Below are 18,735 nucleotides of genomic sequence, written 5' to 3' on the forward strand. Positions count from 1 at the left end.
GAAGCTCTGCAATGAAATTGCACACAAATTAAATACGCGCCCACGCAAAAGACTTGGGTATAGGACACCAACGGAGTATATTCATGCGCATCTGTAGCAAGTGTCGCACTTCAAACTTGATACTAAGTGCCTTGGATTCAAGTGCAATGAACAATAGAACGATATAATTACCCACTCTAACGGAAGAAGGAAATCCATATGAAGTATGCAATAAGTACATTATTATTAATCTTTACTTCCATACCAATAGCATTTGCAGACTCAGAACGCAAAGTGTCTCGTAAAATGGGAGAGACTCCCGATGACATACCATGTACATGTGTGTTTAATAAAAACCGTATGTGGAATCCAGAAAAAATCGTATGGAATAATGAAGAATGGCACTGTTCTAAATACAACGATGATGGTACTTGCGAGTCAGTAGCACTACTAAACTCTAAGCAAACAGAGATAGATCCTTGCTCTAATAATACGTCTCCATTGTATTGTGTCTTCAACCTGAACCAAGCACCCAAGTTTATTGAAATTGAGGGATATACATGGAAATGCGCCATATACGATAATAATGGAAAATGTATTGAAGCTAAGAAGCTAAAAGATGACTAGGCACATAACGCCCTGCTAAGTGGCTGACAACGCGAACACCGCACTTAACAAAACCACCGTAAACACTATACCCGACTCGAACCAAAATTGCCCCGCGTTGACAGTCCGTCTTTAGCAGATTGTTAGGGATGCTTATTACGAGTGCCTTTGCTGATTTGGAATGCAAAGGTTAACCTACTAACCAACCATGCTGAGTGCACCGCAATGACCACTGAACTTCGAATCGCGCGCCCTAGTAACCTGCGGTGGTTCACTAAACCCCAAGACCACTAAACCTGAAAACACCGATTCGATGAACTATTCGGGACAATATTGAAATCAAGCACAAGTCTAAAACAGGACGGACTTGAAAACGGTGAGCCGCTGAAGCTGATATGTGCCTACCAAACTAAGCTTTCACTTATCGATGGTTGAGCCACATTGCCGCTAAACTGTCGATAAATACGATTCTTGAAGTGGCTTAGTACAAAACCACCAAGCCTACATTCTTTAAAGCAACCTAACGCCCTGCTAAGTGGCTAGCAACGCATACCACGATACTTAAGCAAACCACCGTAAACACTATACCTGATTTGAACTAAAATCGCCGAGCGTTGATAGTCCGTCTTAAGCAGATTGTTAAACCTAATTGCGAATTTTGGACAAAGCTTTCAAAACAAGGGACCTATTTTTTGCCGATATTACCCATTTCGGTAATCTATTGACCATACTCCACTTTGAATTTATTGGTGAAGGCCTAAGAGCATATGCAATATATTCCGAAATATCGTTCGCATGCTTAGGGCTTAATATCCCCAACGTTTTGCCTTTAATAGTCACACCAAAAAACAAAGAGTAACCAAAATAAGGTTCGATACCACTTCCCGGATTGTAATTGACAAAATCACTTTTCCAACTTGGTATTGGCCATGTTTCTCTGTATGCACAACCATGGCAGACCAACGAAACATTTGAAGGACGCCAGGGCAAAGCATATTTAGACTCGGCAGTAATAATTGCATGCCCCTTACACTTAGGGCATATGCAGTGCACCTCTCTAAAATAGTCATTGAGTGTTGCATTAAACTTCATTGAATTCAAAACTCTCCTCATTAGGTTTAACGCCGCGTTAAGTGGTGAGCAACGCCTACCACCCTACCTAAACCATTGTGACATAAACACTTAACCCAAAGTAAGCCGAAAATGCCGAGCGTTGGGAATCCGTCTTAAACGCTTTGTTAACTGAATGCCTCTAATCTCGACATTAACTTTTTAAGCATTAGCCTAGCTTATTAAAAACCTGAATACGTCCATTCTCACCAAGAAATCGACTGCACGCTCCAAGTAGCGAAACCTAATACTTACATAATGTAAACTGCAATCTTTCCTGCCCACAGACTAAAGTAATTAGGTTGTATCTTGCAGCCTATCACCCCTTTTCCAATATTCATGAAATTCTGAACGTTCAAATTAGAAAATTTAAGGCTTCTGGCGCGATTTCAATCTTATTGGCCAAATCGCAAACGGCTAATAGTCCACTTGCTGATATATCAGTTAACAGCTATTAGCCAGAAAAAGTCTGTAAACTGTTACAGATTCTATCTATATAGCCTTTGTTTAAGTGTAACCATATCTCATTTATTTGAAAACTAACAGTAACTTAGCTTGGTATTCCTTTCGCCTGATGCGCAAAATATAGAACATATCTATATAGTAGAAAGCTCTATGGCAAACTAAGGGGTATGTATATTTAAACAGGTAACAAGGGATGTCCAATTCACCTTTTTTAACCTACGTTCGTGAGTATATGCTGGGTAGAAACTATGCGCTTCGAACCGTAGATGCATATGTCTACTGGATTCATCAATACGTACTGTTTCACGACAAACAACACCCCAAAGAGCTGAACACCAAACATGTAGAAGACTTCTTAAGCCACTTAGTTGCACAGAAAAGTATCGCGAAAAAAACACAGAGCCTAGCACTAAATTCATTGGTTTTCCTATACAAGGAAATCATCCAGCAACCTGTTGATCTCGATATGCAATTTAGGCGGTCAGACAAATCTCGCAAGCTCCCTACAGTCTTAACTCCATCAGAAATAAGAAAACTGCTCTCACACTGTGCACCCAAGTATAAACTCCCCTACCAGTTAATGTATGGTTCTGGACTACGATTAATGGAGTGCGTTCGCCTAAGGATACATGATATAGATTTCGAGTATAAATCGCTGCGAGTTTGGCAAGGTAAAGGAGGTAAAAACCGAATTGTTACTTTAGCGCCCGAACTATTTTCAGCGATAAAACTACAGCAGCGAATTTCCTCTGAATTTTATCAGCAAGATATGTGTAACCATGCTTTCTCGGGCTGTTACCTGCCAGAATCTCTGGCAAGGAAATACCCAAATGCAGAAATGAGCTTGAATTGGCAGTACCTGTTTCCTTCTGAAAGATTATCTTCAGACCCACGTAAAGAAAGCGTACGCCGACACCATATCCACCATACTTCCCTACAAAAACACATTAAGTTAGCCGCAAAACAAGCTGGGATCGAAAAAGACATATCTTGCCACACGCTACGACACTCTTTTGCAACCCACCTTCTCGAAAGCGGGGCAGACATAAGGACCGTCCAAGAACAATTAGGGCACTCAGATGTTAAAACCACTCAGATCTATACCCATATTATTGATAGAGGAGCAAATGGTGTTAAGAGTCCGCTTTCAAATCTTCTCAGCTAAATAGCTAGTATTAAAGTTGATTTGATCGAAAAAGCGAGCACTTAGGCTCGCTTTTTTTATCTGATTTCGATTTTGATTACAGCAGTTCTACCGACTGTTGAGCGATTACGAATTCTTCGTTGGTTGGGACAACCATAGCGACCGCTCCTAGCAATTCAGACTTAGCAATAATACCGGCGTTACCAAAGCGCGCATCTTCGTTGCCTTTTTCATCTTCAACAAAACCTAATAGTTTAAGGTTGCTTAAGATTTCACGGCGGATATCTAACGAATTCTCACCAATGCCACCAGTAAAGATAACGGCATCTAGACTACTTAGTGGAATCATGTAAGAGCCAATGTATTTTGCTACGCGGTAGGTGAAAACGTCGAATGCTAGCTTAGCACCTTCATGGCCTTCAGCCATCGCTTCAAGAATACCACGTGCATCTGAAGTTAAGCCTGAAACACCTAAGAAACCAGATTTCTTATTAAGCGTTTCGAATACTTTCTCTTGGCTCCAGCCTTTCTTCATTAAGAACTCGATAATGCCTGGATCTAGGTCACCAGAGCGCGTACCCATCATTAGGCCTGCGAGTGGGGTAAAGCCCATTGACGTATCAACCGATTGACCATTCGCAATCGCACATACAGAAGCGCCATTCCCTAAATGCACAGAGATAAAGCTTGAATCTTCCACTCGCTTACCAAGCATTTTTGCCGCTTCACGGCTTACAAAATAGTGGCTAGTGCCGTGGAAACCGTATCGACGGATACCATATTCTTTGTACAGTTCGTTTGAAATAGCACCAGTGAATGCTTTTTGTGGCATTGTTTGGTGAAATGCAGTGTCAAAAACAGCGAACTGAGGAAGGCTTGGGAAAGCTTGCATAGAAGCTTCAATGCCTTTGGCGCCTGCAGGGTTGTGGAGCGGTGCCAGATCAGACAGATTTTCAATTTCAGCTAACACTTCATCATTGATACGAACAGTAGAAGTAAACTTCTCCCCGCCATGTACGATACGGTGACCCACGGCAACTAAATCTTTGGTGAAACCAAGAGTATCCATCAATGCAACAATGCGGTTGATCGCGTGCTGATGATGGTTATCTGGAGCATCAATTAACTCTTCGGTTTTTTCACCGTTGTATTTCCAGCTAATGACTGCTTCAGGCAAACCAAAGCATTCACCTAAGCCACTGACGATTGCATCACCAGACTTAGAGTCAATTACAGCAAATTTTAATGAAGAGCTACCAGAGTTAATGACCAACACAAACGAGTTCGACATGGATTTGTTCCTGTTTCAGACTGTGAGTTTTAAGCGCTACGCTTCTATATTGTTGTTGCACTCATTATTCAATATTTTTTGAATCTTTCAACTTTTATTAGTCTTTTTCAACAAATCAAACAAACTTTTGTTGATCTATCGCAATAGTGGATTTATTTCACCCTAAAAAATTAATGTTATTTTTATTACTAAGCAGAACGCACTACACTTTAGTTACGTCTAGTCGTCGTTGGCATAATCAAACTGGGCGAATAAAAGGTTCAAAAATACTCATTGAGAGGTAGATTTGTTTACGCTAGCAATCAGTTTTGTACTCATTGGCCTTTGTTTGCTTGTTGCAGGCTTAAAAACAGCGACAAAGATCTGTAAACAAACCAAACATGCTGGTTGGCGCTGGTTGTATGGCCTAATTCTTAGTTTTGTCGTTGGTTATTCAATCGTACTGCTCTCGTTACTCACAGAGCAAACCATCAGCCCAATCTTGCTCGGCTTGAGTTTGATACTTTTCTGCGGCAGCATCTTTGTTTACACTGTAGTCTCTTACAGTCTCACCACTATTGTTCAACTAAAAACCATTGTCAGAAAAGAAAAGTATAATGCTCTACATGATCCTTTAACCAACTTGCCCAACCGTAAGCATTGCATTGAGACACTAGACTTGCTCATTGAGCACAACAAACCTTTTGATCTAATGCTGCTCGATATAGTGAACTTCAAGCAAGTCAATGATGGAATGGGGCATTTCTGTGGTGACCAGCTTTTGGTACAAATTGGTCAACGAATTAGGTCTCTTCTTGAAAAAGGAGATTTTATCGCTCGTATAGGAGGAGATGAATTTATTGTCATAGTACCTCACAGGGAAGAGTTAGACATAAAATATGCGGCCAAAAGAATCAACCAAGAACTACATCCTCCCTTTTCAGTCGATGGCTTTGAGTTAACCACCAGTGCCAGTATCGGTATTAGCCAGTTTCCTTCGCACGGCTTAGATGCTGAGCAAATGATTAACGCTGCTGATATTGCCATGTACTGGGCAAAAAAATCTGGGCGACAATTCGCAATCTATAACGATAAAATGAGCCAAGGTGCTAGGCGCAAATTGGAGATTTCGAGAAATATCGACAAAGCGTTAAGTGACCATGAGTTTCAGCTCTACTACCAACCCATCCTCTCCGCTACGCATGGTGTCGTATGTGGCTATGAAGCGTTAATTCGTTGGATCACAAAAGATGGGGCCACTGTCAGTCCGATAGATTTTATTCCTGTCGCCGAACACAGCAATAAAATAACCTCAATCACTTCTTGGGTTTTAGAACAAGTAACGAAAGATATACAAATATTTAAAGCCCAAGGACTCCAATATCCGGTTCACGTTAATCTATCAGCAAAAGACTTAATGGGCTCCAAGCTTCAAGAAAAGCTCTTAAAATTGATTGAATCCAACAAAAGCATCACGCAACACATCGTGCTTGAGATCACAGAAAGCACCGCTATAAACCGTTTGAGAAGCCCTGAAGCGCTATTAGAGAGTATTCGTAAGCTTGGATTTAAGATTAGTTTAGACGACTTCGGTACAGGTTATTCTTCTCTGTCACTACTTCGTGATCTTCCTGTAGACCAGATTAAAATCGATCGTTCGTTTTTGTACAAGTTAGCAATGAACGAACGGAACATATCGATAGTATCTAACGCTATTTCCCTTGCTCATGGACTAGGTTATACCGTCGTTGCAGAGGGTGTAGAAGATCAGCAAGTACTTGATATCTTAAAAGGCCACGATTGTGACTTTGTTCAAGGCTTCTACTTTAGCCCTCCTCTAGATCTTCACAGCGTGATTAATTGGACTTTACAGCATAATCCCCCCGTTATTTCTGAGCTAGCCAAAGTCAACTAACACACTAGATAGCAACAGCCCGCGTCGCGCTTCTTTCATGGTCTGAGCACAGAGTAATATATAAAATCAATTACTTAGCGCGGTCATATAGACTATTCCAATTCATGGCAAGACACACAAATAAAAAAAGCTAATGTAACAAGCCATTACACCAATATCTTATTGATATTATTGAGCATATCTCAGTTTTAACATTTTAGTTTCTTTTTCAAACACATTTTGAACTTTCAATTTAAAGTCTTCTTATCGTACAAACACGAGTAAAAAAGCCGATTTAAGGCTCAATGATATGGACTTTATTATGAAAAAAACGATTTTAGCGGTTGTTATCGCATCAGTTTCTGCTTCTTCTTTTGCGGTTGAGCTTTACAACAACGACGGCACAACTTTCTCTATCGGTGGTCACGTTTCGGTAAACGTAAACGATTCTGAAAAAGGTGATGCGGATGTTGGTACTAACTCTCCACGTATCAACTTCAATGCAACCCAAGCTCTAGGTAACGGTTTTACTGCTGACGCTAAAGGTGAATGGGCACTAAACTACCTTAACGGTGGTGAAAATGCATTCACGACTCGACTAGGTTACGTTGGCCTGACTCATGACTCTTACGGCCGCGCGGTGGTCGGTACTCAGTGGGCACCATACTACGACGTAGCAGGCGTGGCAGATATGCCAATTGCGTTCGCAAACGACTTTATCTACGACAACCACGGTGCACTAGGTACAGGTCGTGCTGACAAAATGGTCAGCTACCGCAACGGATTCGACTTTGACCAAGCGGGTGAACTGTCTTTCGGCCTTGGTTGGCAAGGTACTAACGACGAACAAGTTGAAATTAACGGCGCTAAGTCTGGTATCAAATACGATGACCGTGTACAAGCTGCTTTAACCTATGCAATTGCCGGCGCTCAACTTGGTTACACCTATAACACAGGTGACTTTGTTCAAGACAACTCAACCAAGAAAGAGCAGGCTAAATCTCACCTAGTTTCTGCCAAATACGGTACTTACGGTAAAGGCATCTATGTAGCGGGTGTATATGCATCTAACGAGTACATGAACAATGATGGAAGTACGACAGCTAAACTTCTAGAAGAGAGCACAGCATACGAAGGTCTAGTCTCTTACGCGTTCGAAAACAGCCTAAACCTGATTGTGAACTACGAGAAGGTAGAAGGTAAAGAAACTAAAACATCTGATAAAGGTATTGCACGTGAAGAGGCGGCTCTACAAGCAGAGTACAACTTCTCTCCTAAGTTTATCGGCTACACAGCTTATCAGTTTGACTTAAACGATAAAAATAACCGCGATACAGATAACAAGTGGCTGATTGGTGCTCGTTACTATCTATAAGCTTTAAAAGCTGTCCAAACTGCTGACTTCATTTCAGCGCTGCCCACCTTTTTTAATGGTGGGCTTTTTTTGTTGCGAGTGCTTTAAATTAAGGGGCAAAAGTAGTAAAAAGATCCTACGCATCTCCGTACTAGCGTAACGACTCTGTTTTAAGGAATAGCTATGAATATTGGCGCGGTCTCTAAACTTACCGGATTATCGAGTAAATCAATCCGCCTCTATGAAGATAAGGGCTTGATTACTGCTCCACTACGCAGTGAGTCAGGGTACCGTGAATACTCACAACAGCACGTGCAACAGCTGAATCTTATCTCTCGCGCAAAAAATGCCGGATTTTCATTACTAGAGTGTAAAGAATTCGTCCATTTGGCTTCTAATCCAAACCGTAAGAGCAGCGAAGTCAAAGCCAAAGCCAAAGAAAAGCTCCAAGAAGTAAAAGTTAAAATCCGTGAGTTGAAAGAGATCGAAAAACAGCTCAAAAGCTGGGTAACTGCCTGCCCGGGTGATGCAGGAAGTGATTGTCCGATTATTGAAGACCTGATCAAAAAAGAATCATGAACTTAATCGTGAAAAAACCTTAGCATTAGAGCTCTTATTGTTCGAACTAAGATTAATGGTAGGTACACATTCGCTTACCACCCACCTCAATAACATTAAATGGTGTTTCGTAGATACTCTCAAGAATGTCGGATTGAATCACCTCATCAACACGCCCCTGAGCAACCACCTTCCCCTTTTTAAGGGCGATAATTTTGTCTGAATAGCACGCGGCAAAGTTAATGTCATGAATGACCACCACAACCGCTTTATTCATCTCATGGGCCAATCGCCCAACATTGCGCATGATTTGCAAAGAGTGCTTGATATCGAGGTTATTTAATGGCTCATCCAAAAAGACATAATCAGTGTCTTGCGCCATTACCATTGCAATGAAAGATAACTGTCTTTGACCACCACTCAGCTCATCTAAAAATTTGTGCTGAATCTCTACCAAATCTAGGTACTCAATCGCCTTATTGATGACAAGGTGATCTTGCTCGGTTAGCTTACCTTGTGAATAAGGAAAACGGCCAAAGGCAATCAATTCTCTAACCGTAAAACGCATAGTGATGTTGTTTGCTTGACGAAGAACAGCCAACTTTTTCGCTAGCGCTTTGGTATCCCACTGACTAAGTGCTTTACAATCAATCAGAACCTCTCCAGCATCTTTACTGACCAAACGGCTCGCCATAGAAAGTAGGGTACTCTTGCCCGCTCCATTGGGGCCAATAATTGATGTCACTTTGCCTTTTTCGAACTCTGCACTGGCTCCATCAACCACCTTGGTTTGACCGAATACTTTGGTCAGGTTTTTCATTAAAATCATAATAGACCTACACGATTTTGTTGCGCAGCAGCATGGTTAAAAAGTAAATACCGCCAACGAAGTTGATCACCACGCTAATGGTGGTTGAGAAGCCAAATACGTTCTCGACTATCCATTGACTACTGAGCAAAGACGCCACCGAAATCAGTGAAACACCAATAAGTAGCACTTGATGCTGATACGATTTGAACAGTTCGCGCGTGAGATTAGTGACAAGCAGGCCAAAAAACATTATCGGCCCGATCAATGCTGTCGAAATAGCAATTAACGCCGCGCTAAGCACTAACACTTGTAGGGTAATTTTTTGGACGTCGATACCCAGGCTTGTTGCGTTGTCTTTATCAAGCCAGAAAACATCCAGAACGCGATGTAAACGATACAAGACAATGCTTATTACGATTAATATGGGGGCGCAGTAGTACACTAACTCTACCTTGACATTGTTAAAACTGGCAAACATGTTGGCCTGAACAGACGCAAAGTCATTTGGATCCATCAACATAACAAAAAAAGAAGAAATACTGCCAAATAACTGCCCAAGTATGACCCCAAGCAGCAGCAAAACCATAAGGTTCTGATGCTCACTTCTAAAGTAGAAGCCAAACAAAAGTATTGAGAAAGCCAACATCACGACAATAGAAACACTGAAGTTAAAATAAGCGTTCAGAGCAAGACTACTCATTCCGCCAAATATTACCACCACCAGCACTTGGGTAAACATGTACAGAGAATCAAACCCCATGATGCTTGGCGTTAGTATACGATTATGAGTAATGGTTTGAAAAACAAGTGAAGACTGTCCAATGGCTATACCCGCAATCACCATAGCAAGTACTTTGGGCACCCGACGGGATAAAAAGTACTGGTAGTTATCAGCGTTGAGGCCAATACCAATGAATAGAAAGCAAAACGCAATTGCGATAACGGCAAGCCCAATAAGTTTGGTCCTATCAAGCATGCTTTTGTCCCTTAAGAATAAAGAAGATAAACACCGTACCACCTAAGATACTGATGATGGTAGAGATAGGGATTTCGTATGGGTATATAATTAGGCGCCCGACTAAATCGCAGCACAGCACAATTAACGCCCCTAGAATGGCTGTCAAGGGTATGTTTTTACGCAGGTTGTCGCCAAAGAAGCGGCTAACAAGATTGGGAACAATCAAGCCCAAGAAAGGTAACATGCCAACAATCATTACCACCGTTGCAGACATTACCGAAACCAGTAAAACACCAATAACTAACACTTGTTGGTAGTTCAATCCAAGGTTCGTGGCAAAGTCTTTACCTAAACCTACTGCCGATATCCTTGCCGCATACAGGTAGCTGAAAATTGCCACTGGGATGGCAATATAGAGTAACTCATAGTCACCCTGTAATAAGTTGGCAAAGTTAGCTACTGTCCAGCTAGACAGGTTTTGCAAAGCATCGTATTTGTAAGCGATAAAGGTAGCTAGGGAGTCAACAACATTACCAAAAATAATGCCGATCAAGGGGACGAAAATGGCGTTCTTAAACTGAATCCGATTAATAAACTGAACAAACAACAGCGTGCCTGCCATTGACACGCCAAAGATCAGCCATAGTTGCTGGCCATTACCAAACACGACAAGGCTCAACACATATCCCAGCATCGCACATTCAATCGTGCCGGAAGTCGAAGGAGAAGCAAATCGGTTCTGGCTGATTTGCTGCATAATCAAACCTGCAATGCTCAAACCAGCCCCCGCAAGTAGCACAGCAACAAGTCGAGGAATTCGACTGGCCCAAAACAACTGCCAACTATCAGGTTCACCTGCCAATAAAGACGCAAGGTTTAGCTGCCCTACTCCAACAAACAGTGACGCAATACTCAGTACAATTAGCGCCAGCAATAATTTCTTCACTTACTTTTCTCTTCAGCGCAAAAGCCTCAAGCAACATGTGCTTGAGGCCTATGTTTATAATTCTTATCTTGTTCAGTTAGACGTTGTGGCTAAGTTCACATCAACTATCATTTGCTCTGTAGCACGCATACCTGCAATTGAAAGGTACCAAGCGTTAATATCTAAGTAAGCCAATTTTTTTTCCTGATAAGCGTTGGTTGCTTTAACGAGGTCATTTTCAAAGTCTCGTTTAACCGTACTCCCCTTACCTTTATTAATCAGAACATCTTTATCGATAACAAGTAAGGCTGACGGATTCTTTTCTCGGATAAACTCGTAAGAAACGAGATCGCCGTGACGACTTTCTTTAATCCCTTTTACCGTCTCTTTGAAGCCGAAATCTTTGTATATTGCAGAAAAACGCGATTGCGCACCAAAGGTCGTGATGTTACCTCCAGCACTCATTACAGTAAGCGCATCAACTTTATTCGCTTGGTTGAATGCACGAATTGCCGTGAACTCTTTATCTAACTGTTCGATCTTCGATTCAACAAACTCTTGCTTATCAAATACTTCACCAAGATTACGCCATTGTTCTTGAGTACTTTCCCAGTAGCCTTTATTGGAATCAGCGGCGAATACGATGGTTGGAGCGATTTCAGACAGCTCTTTGTACTTTGGTGCTGCTCGAGAACCCACAATGATCAAGTCTGGTTTTTGAGTATAGATGGTCTCAAAGTCTGGTTCATGCAGGCTACCTGCAGAAACGAACTTGTAATCACGGTATTGGGCAAGGTAGTCTGGGAACATGCTCACTGTTGATAGCGCGACTGGCTCAATACCAAACGCCTTTACAGTATCTAATGCGCCCAACCCAATCACGACCACTCGCTCAGGGCTTGATTCTAACTTGGTTGTACCTTGGGCGTGTTCAATTTCCACCATTCTCGCATTAGCGCCCAATGCTAATAATCCTGTGGCTAATGCCAGTGCAGACAACTTCATCGTGTCACTCCATAATCACTAATGAAATCCATTATCATTTAGATTTATAGTTGTGTCATCGCTAATTTACGTTATTTACACAGTTAGAATTGATGTGAAGAAGATTTCAAGTAGCTGCAAACACAAAAGGAGCGAACATCGCTCCTTTGGTGTTAAATTTATTGTGCCCTAGAAGAAGTCTATCGATGAGCGGCCATTACCTGCTTTTGGGGTTGCCTTTTCTTCGTTGTTCTTGTTCTGTTTCACTTTACCCGCTGACTGTTTGCGACTTTTAGCTGGAGCCTGCTCAACCACTTTATCAGGCTTTTTGGGCTTCTCTTCTGGTTCCGTTACAGGCGCATCACATACAACCACGTAATACTCTTGGTTAAACTCAAAAAAATCGCCATCGTATAGCTTACGACGTTTACGAGTCTCCAACTCTCCGTTTACCGCAACGTAGCCCTCAGCAATAAGGTGCTTTGCCTCACCACCCCCACCGACTAGATTGGCTATTTTAAATACTTTATATAATTCAATTGGTTGCGAAGACACCTCAATGCCAATCGCTTCAATTTCAATCTCTTCGCCATGTTCGTAGTCTTGATCCATTACGATGCCTTATGGTCATTTCTTAACTAAACAGAGAGTCTAATCTCAATATCTCGATAAATAAACTAAAGTTAACAATAAGTATAAGATACAGGTAAGGTTTGAACGTGGTGAGATGGCCGTTTCTTCTTTTGGTTTTTCTTAGCAGTACCGTAGGGGCTTATCATCCGCCCACCGGTGTCGTTGTGTATGGAGATGACGCCTACCCACCTTATAGCTATATAGAAAACGGAGAGGCAAAAGGTATTTATACCGACATCCTTAATGCAGTATTTAAAGAAATGCCAAGCTATCGAATCAAGATAACCCTTGTCCCTTGGAAACGCGGACTAAAACTCTTAGAGGTGGGAGAAGGCTTTGCTCTTTATCCCCCTTATTACTACACCGACAAACGCCCGTACATTTTTCCCTACTCAATTCCAATCTTAAATGAAGAGGTGGTTGTATATTGTCAGCCAGATAGCGTAATGAATCGCTCATTAGAGCGTTGGCCTTCAGACTACTTAGGATTAACGATCGGTATCAATGAAGCGTTTGCCCTTGGAGGCACAGAATTCTGGGACGCGGTTAAGCAGGGAAAAATCTTCTTAAAAGAAGCAAAAGGCAATCGTGCTAACCTCCTCAACTTATATAAAAACCGCATTGATTGTTATATCAATGATAGGCTGTCTATTCTGTGGGAGATCAAACTTCTTACTGAAGAGGGAATGGTTAGACCAAACTGGACGCTCACCTTGGGGACATCAGTCGGTGGCGAACAAGGCTATTTAGGATTTACCAACATCACAACAAATCGCTACCCCTACAAAGATGATTTTATCAAGCAATTCAATCAGACTTTAGAAGAACTTAAAAACGATGGCACGGTCGAGCAAATTATGTCTAACTATCTTCAAAATCAAGAATAAAAGCTTACCTCTCATTGGTCGAAAGTAATCCGTTAAGTTGATTTCACCGTTAGATCTGAATAGGCATCTCCTGTTCGCCACTAGATCAGAGGCTTCTTAGCTCAAGTATGTATTGCAAGATTTTCAAGTAAATCGACAAAAGTTTGTGCACTCTGTGAGCAATCGTTAAAAATTTTCATACGACGCGTTAAAAACGCGATTTAGCGGCTAGAGATCAAAACTCAATTGCTGTATTACTAGCATGATAAGTGATTATAAGAACATTAAAGATCACGCAATAAAAATAAATCATTGGCTAATCAGGTAAGTACATCTTCAATGGCTCATTCGATTGACAGCGTTGCCTTACATCCAAATCTGTCCTTAGTTTCCGAGATTGAGGAAGAAATTGTAGATAAGATAGAGTCCTCGGCTCTCGGCCTAACTGGTGCTGAGCTAGATGATCTTATGAATAACCATTTTCGTCATATGATTGATGTCCTCAACGATGGCATATTTTATATGACGGATAGCGACAACGTCTGCTTTTATAACCCTTCTTTCTACTCTCGTTTTGGCATTGAGTCCGGACAGACTAACTTACAAACATGGTTAGACCTTGTGCACCCTCAAGATCAGTTATCGTTGGGAACACGAGTCGGCGAGCATATTCAAGAAGATGAGTCACGCGTTACAGTCCAATATCGTATTCGTTGTACCAATGGTCAATATATATGGTTAGAAGGCACTGCTGTCACTAAAACCGTCAATGGACAACGCTTCATGATCGGCTGTCATAGAGATATTTCTGATAGAAAATTGATGGAGTCTTACGTACAGCAGTCCTCTTTTCGCGATGGCTCATCTGGGTTGTCAAACGAACAAAAGCTTGCAATGGATCTCGATAATCTCAAGTTGATCACCGATGAAGCTCATCATTTGATGTATATCCAACCTGGGGTAACACGATCTTACCAAACACTTTACGGTTCGCAAATAATGCGCAACCTTCTCTCTCATTTAACGAAGATTCTCGGCGAGTTTCCTGAGCAGTTTGTCGACATGTACCGTATTCAATCGCATGATTTTGCAATCATTGTTCGTGGTGAATACGACGAAGCGTCGCTAGGCAAATTGGCAAAACGTATTAGTCAAGCCTATGCGGACGCCGTAAAAAGCATAGAGTTTCTGTACGCAGATGAAATTAGTATTGGGATCTACCCGAATATTCCATCTGAAACAGCTACCGATGAAATTGTTAAAGTCGCCGCGCAAACATGCCAGTTCGCCACCACACAACCAGAACCGCACATTCGCGTTTACACTACGACCACTAAAACTCAAGTAGACCGACACTTTTATATTGAACAAGAACTGGGCAATGCTATCCGTAATCGTAAGTTGTCTGTCAAGTTTCAACCCATTGTTTGCTGCAGATCTGAAAAAGTGGCCAGTTTTGAAAGCTTAGTTCGTTGGCGCAGTGAAACAATCGGAGAGATCTACCCCGACGAATTTATCACCGTTGCAGAAAAAAAAGGCCTCATTAGTGAACTGGGTTATTTTGTTTTTGAGCGAGCCTGCCGTTTTATCAACAAATACCAGCAAACCCACAGTGACTCTATCAAAGTCAACGTCAACGTCTCTGTGCTCCAACTTCTTAGTCAGCAATTCCCAGACAATGTGAAGAAAATGACCCAAGAGTATGGTGTTAACGCCAATGCGATTGTACTTGAACTGACTGAAACCATTATCCTTGATGATAATAAAGACGCAATAGCACAACTTAATAGACTTAAACAGCTAGGGTTTCAATTATCGTTAGATGATTTTGGTGCAGGTTATAGTTCGCTCAACAGCTTTTTTGACCTCCCACTTTCGCAGATTAAAATCGACAAATCGATCGCGTGGCGTTCACTTGAAAACCCGGTAACCTTTGAATACCTCTCTTTTATTACTAAACTTTGCAACTCTTACAATATCGATATTGTCATTGAAGGGATTGAGGACGCAGCGATGCAACGCGTTTTCACAGACATGGGAGCCGCTTACCTTCAAGGTTATTGGTTCGCAAAACCTCTTTCAGTGGCCAGCGCTAGCCACTATACAAAAATCTAATACCACGCCATCTTATTTCTGAGACTCATTCACCCAATTCATAATTCTATTTGACTAATTAACTTTAGTTGTAGAGAATTCATACAAATTTATAAACCAGTTCATAGGCCTCGCAAGGTTCGCGAAACAAGGCTTTGGTGTACTAAGAAGCCATTCTTCTTATTCAAGGAAAGGTAACACACTGATAACGTTATAGATTATCGTTATTGTTGAACACGGAAATATTTGTTTTTCTTGTTTCTGGAGTACAAAGTGTCTTATTCATTACGTAGTTTGATCGGTGCAGCACTCTCTGCTAGTCTGATTTTTTCACCCGTTGTTAACGCTTCTAGTAATTCTGCGTTGTGGTTTGAGCATACTGATATTCAGATGCCGACCAGCACCAAAGTTGCTCAGCTAAATAACGGTCTGCGATTTGTTGTATTACCGACCACCCGCAACTCAGATGAAGTGTCTCTACGCGTCCGTATTGGTTCGGGCTCAGCGCAACAGTCAGTTGAACACGACGCTTCGGCTCGCCTCGCGGCGCAGTCTTGTGTTGAAAGTAGCGACTGGAAAGCTTCAACCGAACTAGAACAGACTGTATTTAGCTTAGATCTAACGCATGCTGATGAAAAATCTATTGAAACTAATCTTGCTGCAATTCGACAAGGCTTAATTCGCCAATTAAACATTAATGAATTCAAAAGCAAATTTTATGTCCCTCAGAATACGACAGTCATTGTTACTGGTGGCGTAAACACTAGGCAAACAATCAAACTGATCCAACGCCAGTTCTCCGATTGGGTGAAAACTCCAGTTTCACTCAAAGCTCAAGGGCACGGTGTTGACTTAGATTCTTATCTTCAGTCAAAGTCAGCCAATGACACTAGCTTCGCCGTGAGAACGTTGAAAACGCTGGCAGACGAGCAAGACAGTAAACTTCACCGCAAAGAGATACTACTCACTACTGTCGCAAACAAACTACTAGAGCAACGTATCCAGAAGGCGCTTGAGCAACAGCACTCCCAAGCAAAAGTGACAGTCGACAATGAAGTGCTTTTCGATCACCGTTTGCTGTCTCAAGTCCGTGTGACCGAAATGTCTGCCGATGAGAAATCAGATGCCGAGAAGCTGGTCGAGACAGAAATCAAACGCGCTATTGCGACCGGATTCACTCAAGTTGAATATGAAATGGTGGTTAGCCAACTGCGCGAACAACTCCAGCGTCAAACTCGTCAAGGTAGTGAGCATTACGCAGCTGAGCAGGCAGACCGCCTAGTAGCAGCGATCAGTTTAGGCACAGTTTATACAGAGCCATCTTATGATCTCGATTTGCTTAACTTCCACGTTGCTCACCTAAACGAGTACGATGTGAGTAAAGAGTTCGAGAAAACTTGGTCTGCGGAAAAGAGCGTATTTTTGTAATTTTCGCTCATCCTAAGGCAAAAAAACCAGTCGATTAGTGACTGGTTTTTTGTTTTGTATAAGCTAAAAGGTAGAAAGACTCACTAAGTGTTGGGTATAACTCTGTTGCGGATCAGCAAACATTTGTTGAGTTTCACCCTGTTCCACGATCTCACCTTGTTTCATCACAATTGTGTAGTGACACAAAGAGCGCACTACATTCAAATCGTGGCTGATAAACAGGTAAGTGAGCTGATATTTTGCTTGCAAGGACTTTAGCAAATCCAATACTTGAGCTTGGACTGTTCTGTCTAACGACGAGGTCGGTTCATCAAGTAGTATAAATTCGGGTTTTAGAATAAGGGCACGTGCTATGGCAATTCGCTGCCTTTGTCCTCCTGAAAACTCGTTCGGATATCTGTGTCTTGTTTCTGGGTCGAGGTCAACTTCCACCATCACTTCGCAGATGCGTTGATCAACTTCTTGTTCACTTAAAGTTTGGTGTACCCTAAGTCCTTCACCAATCACCTGAGCAACAGACATACGAGGATTGAGCGCTGAAAATGGGTCTTGAAACACCACTTGCATCTTACTCCGGTAGGGCAACATAGCTTTTCTGTCTAAACCTTGTAGTTCATTGTTTTGATAAGCAATAGAGCCCTCGGATTTGACCAGTCGCAAAATAGCCATACCTGTAGTAGATTTACCCGACCCACTTTCACCAACCAAGCCGATGGAATGCCCTTTATTCAACTCAAAGTTCATGTTGGTAACGGCTTTGATATGGGACACAACACGTTTGAATATACCGCCAGTAATGGGAAACCAAACACGTAGGTTACTCACATCAAGTAAAGGCGACGTTTGCTCACTGACTTTGACAGGTAATCCTCTAGGGTCAGAGTTAATCAGCTTGTGTGTATAGTCGTGGACCGGAGAGTTAAATATCTGCTGACAACTTCCCGTTTCAACCAAACTGCCATTCTGCATTACTGCAACACGGTCAGCGATACGTTTCACTATGCTCAAATCATGGGTAATGAACAGCATCGCCATACCCATTTCTTGTTGCAGGTCTTTCAACAAATCGAGTATTTGGGCTTGAACAGACACATCTAGCGCAGTTGTTGGTTCGTCAGCAATCAGCAGTTCCGGCTCGTTAATTAACGCCATAGCGATCATGACTCTCTGCCTTTCACCGCCCGACAATTCATGTGGGTAAGCGACAACTTTATGCTCTGGGTTGCGAATGCCAACTTTAGCTAGCCATTCAATCGCAAGTTGTTCGGCGGCTCGTTGTCGCAGCCCGCGGTGAATTGCTAACGTTTCAACCAACTGTTTACCAATCTTGTGCAGCGGATTGAGCGATACCATCGGCTCTTGGAAAATCATACCAATACGCCTACCACGAATCCCTCTCAGCTGCCTTTCAGAGCATTGAAGAATATCAACGCCATCAAAATCGATGCTACCAGACAAATAATGGGATGCGCCTTTAGGCAGTAATTTTAGAATTGAGTTTGCGGTTACCGATTTGCCAGAGCCGCTCTCTCCGACTAGAGCGAGCGTCTCGCCTTTTTTTATCGACAGCGACACATCATTAGTTACTTGCTCGACTTGTGTTTGACGGCCAAAGCCCACTGATAAGCCGTTAATGGTAAGTACAGTTTCTGACAT

At 42.1% G+C, this 18,735-nt stretch carries 16 protein-coding genes; 8 read left to right on the top strand and 8 right to left on the bottom strand.

Annotation, left to right across the window (positions count from 1 at the left end; translation table 11 throughout):
• The first annotated feature begins 198 nt into the window (after nucleotides 1-198).
• Nucleotides 199-606 (top strand): hypothetical protein, encoded by a 408-nt coding sequence (locus tag ZX61_RS01910; RefSeq protein WP_049843032.1) that lies wholly within the window; start codon nucleotides 199-201, stop codon nucleotides 604-606.
• A 624-nt stretch (nucleotides 607-1,230) separates the two neighbouring features.
• On the opposite strand, the gene ZX61_RS24215 is transcribed toward ZX61_RS01910, so the two are convergent.
• Complete coding sequence (locus ZX61_RS24215; protein WP_054963072.1) at nucleotides 1,231-1,677, bottom strand: hypothetical protein; 447 nt, start codon at nucleotides 1,675-1,677, stop codon at nucleotides 1,231-1,233.
• 676 nt (nucleotides 1,678-2,353) lie between these two features.
• On the opposite strand from ZX61_RS24215, the gene ZX61_RS01920 reads away from it, so the two are divergent.
• On the top strand, nucleotides 2,354-3,325 hold the full coding sequence (locus tag ZX61_RS01920) for an integron integrase (protein ID WP_049843034.1): 972 nt from the start codon (nucleotides 2,354-2,356) through the stop codon (nucleotides 3,323-3,325).
• Nucleotides 3,326-3,401: 76 nt separating this feature from the next.
• On the opposite strand, the gene ZX61_RS01925 is transcribed toward ZX61_RS01920, so the two are convergent.
• On the bottom strand, nucleotides 3,402-4,595 hold the full coding sequence (locus tag ZX61_RS01925) for an acetate/propionate family kinase (protein ID WP_049843035.1): 1,194 nt from the start codon (nucleotides 4,593-4,595) through the stop codon (nucleotides 3,402-3,404).
• A 286-nt stretch (nucleotides 4,596-4,881) separates the two neighbouring features.
• Here ZX61_RS01925 and ZX61_RS01930 point away from each other — a divergent pair, with 286 nt between their 5' ends.
• The 3 genes from ZX61_RS01930 (at nucleotide 4,882) to cueR (ending at nucleotide 8,401) form a co-directional block, all read left to right on the top strand.
• Nucleotides 4,882-6,489 carry a putative bifunctional diguanylate cyclase/phosphodiesterase gene (locus ZX61_RS01930; protein WP_049843036.1) on the top strand — a complete coding sequence of 536 codons (1,608 nt, stop codon included), beginning with the start codon at nucleotides 4,882-4,884 and terminating at the stop codon, nucleotides 6,487-6,489.
• 301 nt (nucleotides 6,490-6,790) lie between these two features.
• The gene (locus ZX61_RS01935) at nucleotides 6,791-7,843 is read left to right on the top strand and encodes a porin (RefSeq protein ID WP_049843434.1); all 1,053 of its coding nucleotides are present in this window, start codon (nucleotides 6,791-6,793) and stop codon (nucleotides 7,841-7,843) included.
• A gap of 162 nt (nucleotides 7,844-8,005) precedes the next feature.
• The gene (gene cueR, locus ZX61_RS01940) at nucleotides 8,006-8,401 is read left to right on the top strand and encodes a Cu(I)-responsive transcriptional regulator (RefSeq protein ID WP_049843037.1); all 396 of its coding nucleotides are present in this window, start codon (nucleotides 8,006-8,008) and stop codon (nucleotides 8,399-8,401) included.
• 52 nt (nucleotides 8,402-8,453) lie between these two features.
• Here the strand turns inward: cueR and vctC are convergent, their stop codons facing one another.
• From vctC to ZX61_RS01965, 5 genes are all read right to left on the bottom strand, one after another.
• On the bottom strand, nucleotides 8,454-9,209 hold the full coding sequence (vctC, locus tag ZX61_RS01945; RefSeq protein WP_049843038.1) for an iron chelate ABC transporter ATP-binding protein VctC: 756 nt from the start codon (nucleotides 9,207-9,209) through the stop codon (nucleotides 8,454-8,456).
• Nucleotides 9,210-9,216: 7 nt separating this feature from the next.
• Nucleotides 9,217-10,167, bottom strand: a complete 951-nt coding sequence (gene vctG, locus ZX61_RS01950; RefSeq protein WP_049843039.1) for an iron chelate uptake ABC transporter permease subunit VctG — start codon at nucleotides 10,165-10,167, stop codon at nucleotides 9,217-9,219.
• Nucleotides 10,160-11,095 carry an iron chelate uptake ABC transporter permease subunit VctD gene (vctD, locus tag ZX61_RS01955; protein ID WP_049843040.1) on the bottom strand — a complete coding sequence of 312 codons (936 nt, stop codon included), beginning with the start codon at nucleotides 11,093-11,095 and terminating at the stop codon, nucleotides 10,160-10,162. Before vctD ends, vctG begins: the two co-directional genes overlap by 8 nt.
• Nucleotides 11,096-11,167: 72 nt before the next feature.
• Nucleotides 11,168-12,079: a siderophore ABC transporter substrate-binding protein gene (locus ZX61_RS01960; RefSeq protein WP_049843041.1), complete on the bottom strand. Its 912-nt coding sequence runs from the start codon at nucleotides 12,077-12,079 to the stop codon at nucleotides 11,168-11,170.
• Between the two features lie 168 nt (nucleotides 12,080-12,247).
• Nucleotides 12,248-12,670, bottom strand: coding sequence for an RNA-binding S4 domain-containing protein (locus ZX61_RS01965; protein WP_049843042.1), 423 nt, complete (start codon nucleotides 12,668-12,670; stop codon nucleotides 12,248-12,250).
• Between the two features lie 110 nt (nucleotides 12,671-12,780).
• On the opposite strand from ZX61_RS01965, the gene ZX61_RS01970 reads away from it, so the two are divergent.
• The 3 genes from ZX61_RS01970 (at nucleotide 12,781) to ZX61_RS01980 (ending at nucleotide 17,079) form a co-directional block, all read left to right on the top strand.
• Nucleotides 12,781-13,578 (top strand): transporter substrate-binding domain-containing protein, encoded by a 798-nt coding sequence (locus ZX61_RS01970; protein ID WP_082173366.1) that lies wholly within the window; start codon nucleotides 12,781-12,783, stop codon nucleotides 13,576-13,578.
• Nucleotides 13,579-13,896: 318 nt separating this feature from the next.
• Entirely contained in the window at nucleotides 13,897-15,672 is a 1,776-nt protein-coding gene (locus tag ZX61_RS01975) for an EAL domain-containing protein (RefSeq protein WP_049843044.1), read from the top strand.
• Nucleotides 15,673-15,924: 252 nt separating this feature from the next.
• On the top strand, nucleotides 15,925-17,079 hold the full coding sequence (locus ZX61_RS01980) for an insulinase family protein (RefSeq protein ID WP_049843045.1): 1,155 nt from the start codon (nucleotides 15,925-15,927) through the stop codon (nucleotides 17,077-17,079).
• Nucleotides 17,080-17,142: 63 nt separating this feature from the next.
• On the opposite strand, the gene yejF is transcribed toward ZX61_RS01980, so the two are convergent.
• Nucleotides 17,143-18,735 carry a microcin C ABC transporter ATP-binding protein YejF gene (yejF, locus tag ZX61_RS01985; RefSeq protein ID WP_049843046.1) on the bottom strand — a complete coding sequence of 531 codons (1,593 nt, stop codon included), beginning with the start codon at nucleotides 18,733-18,735 and terminating at the stop codon, nucleotides 17,143-17,145.

This window comes from Vibrio sp. VPAP30, from assembly GCF_001188205.1.
GTDB lineage: Bacteria > Pseudomonadota > Gammaproteobacteria > Enterobacterales > Vibrionaceae > Vibrio > Vibrio bivalvicida.

Coding starts and splice junctions, on each gene's coding strand:
- ZX61_RS01910 (WP_049843032.1), top strand. CDS start 199: ATGAAGTATGCAATAAGTACATTATTATTAATCTTTACTTCCATACCA.
- ZX61_RS24215 (WP_054963072.1), bottom strand. CDS start 1,677: ATGAAGTTTAATGCAACACTCAATGACTATTTTAGAGAGGTGCACTGC.
- ZX61_RS01920 (WP_049843034.1), top strand. CDS start 2,354: ATGTCCAATTCACCTTTTTTAACCTACGTTCGTGAGTATATGCTGGGT.
- ZX61_RS01925 (WP_049843035.1), bottom strand. CDS start 4,595: ATGTCGAACTCGTTTGTGTTGGTCATTAACTCTGGTAGCTCTTCATTA.
- ZX61_RS01935 (WP_049843434.1), top strand. CDS start 6,791: ATGAAAAAAACGATTTTAGCGGTTGTTATCGCATCAGTTTCTGCTTCT.
- cueR (WP_049843037.1), top strand. CDS start 8,006: ATGAATATTGGCGCGGTCTCTAAACTTACCGGATTATCGAGTAAATCA.
- vctC (WP_049843038.1), bottom strand. CDS start 9,209: ATGATTTTAATGAAAAACCTGACCAAAGTATTCGGTCAAACCAAGGTG.
- vctG (WP_049843039.1), bottom strand. CDS start 10,167: ATGCTTGATAGGACCAAACTTATTGGGCTTGCCGTTATCGCAATTGCG.
- ZX61_RS01960 (WP_049843041.1), bottom strand. CDS start 12,079: ATGAAGTTGTCTGCACTGGCATTAGCCACAGGATTATTAGCATTGGGC.
- ZX61_RS01965 (WP_049843042.1), bottom strand. CDS start 12,670: ATGGATCAAGACTACGAACATGGCGAAGAGATTGAAATTGAAGCGATT.
- ZX61_RS01975 (WP_049843044.1), top strand. CDS start 13,897: ATGGCTCATTCGATTGACAGCGTTGCCTTACATCCAAATCTGTCCTTA.
- yejF (WP_049843046.1), bottom strand. CDS start 18,735: ATGTCAGAAACTGTACTTACCATTAACGGCTTATCAGTGGGCTTTGGC.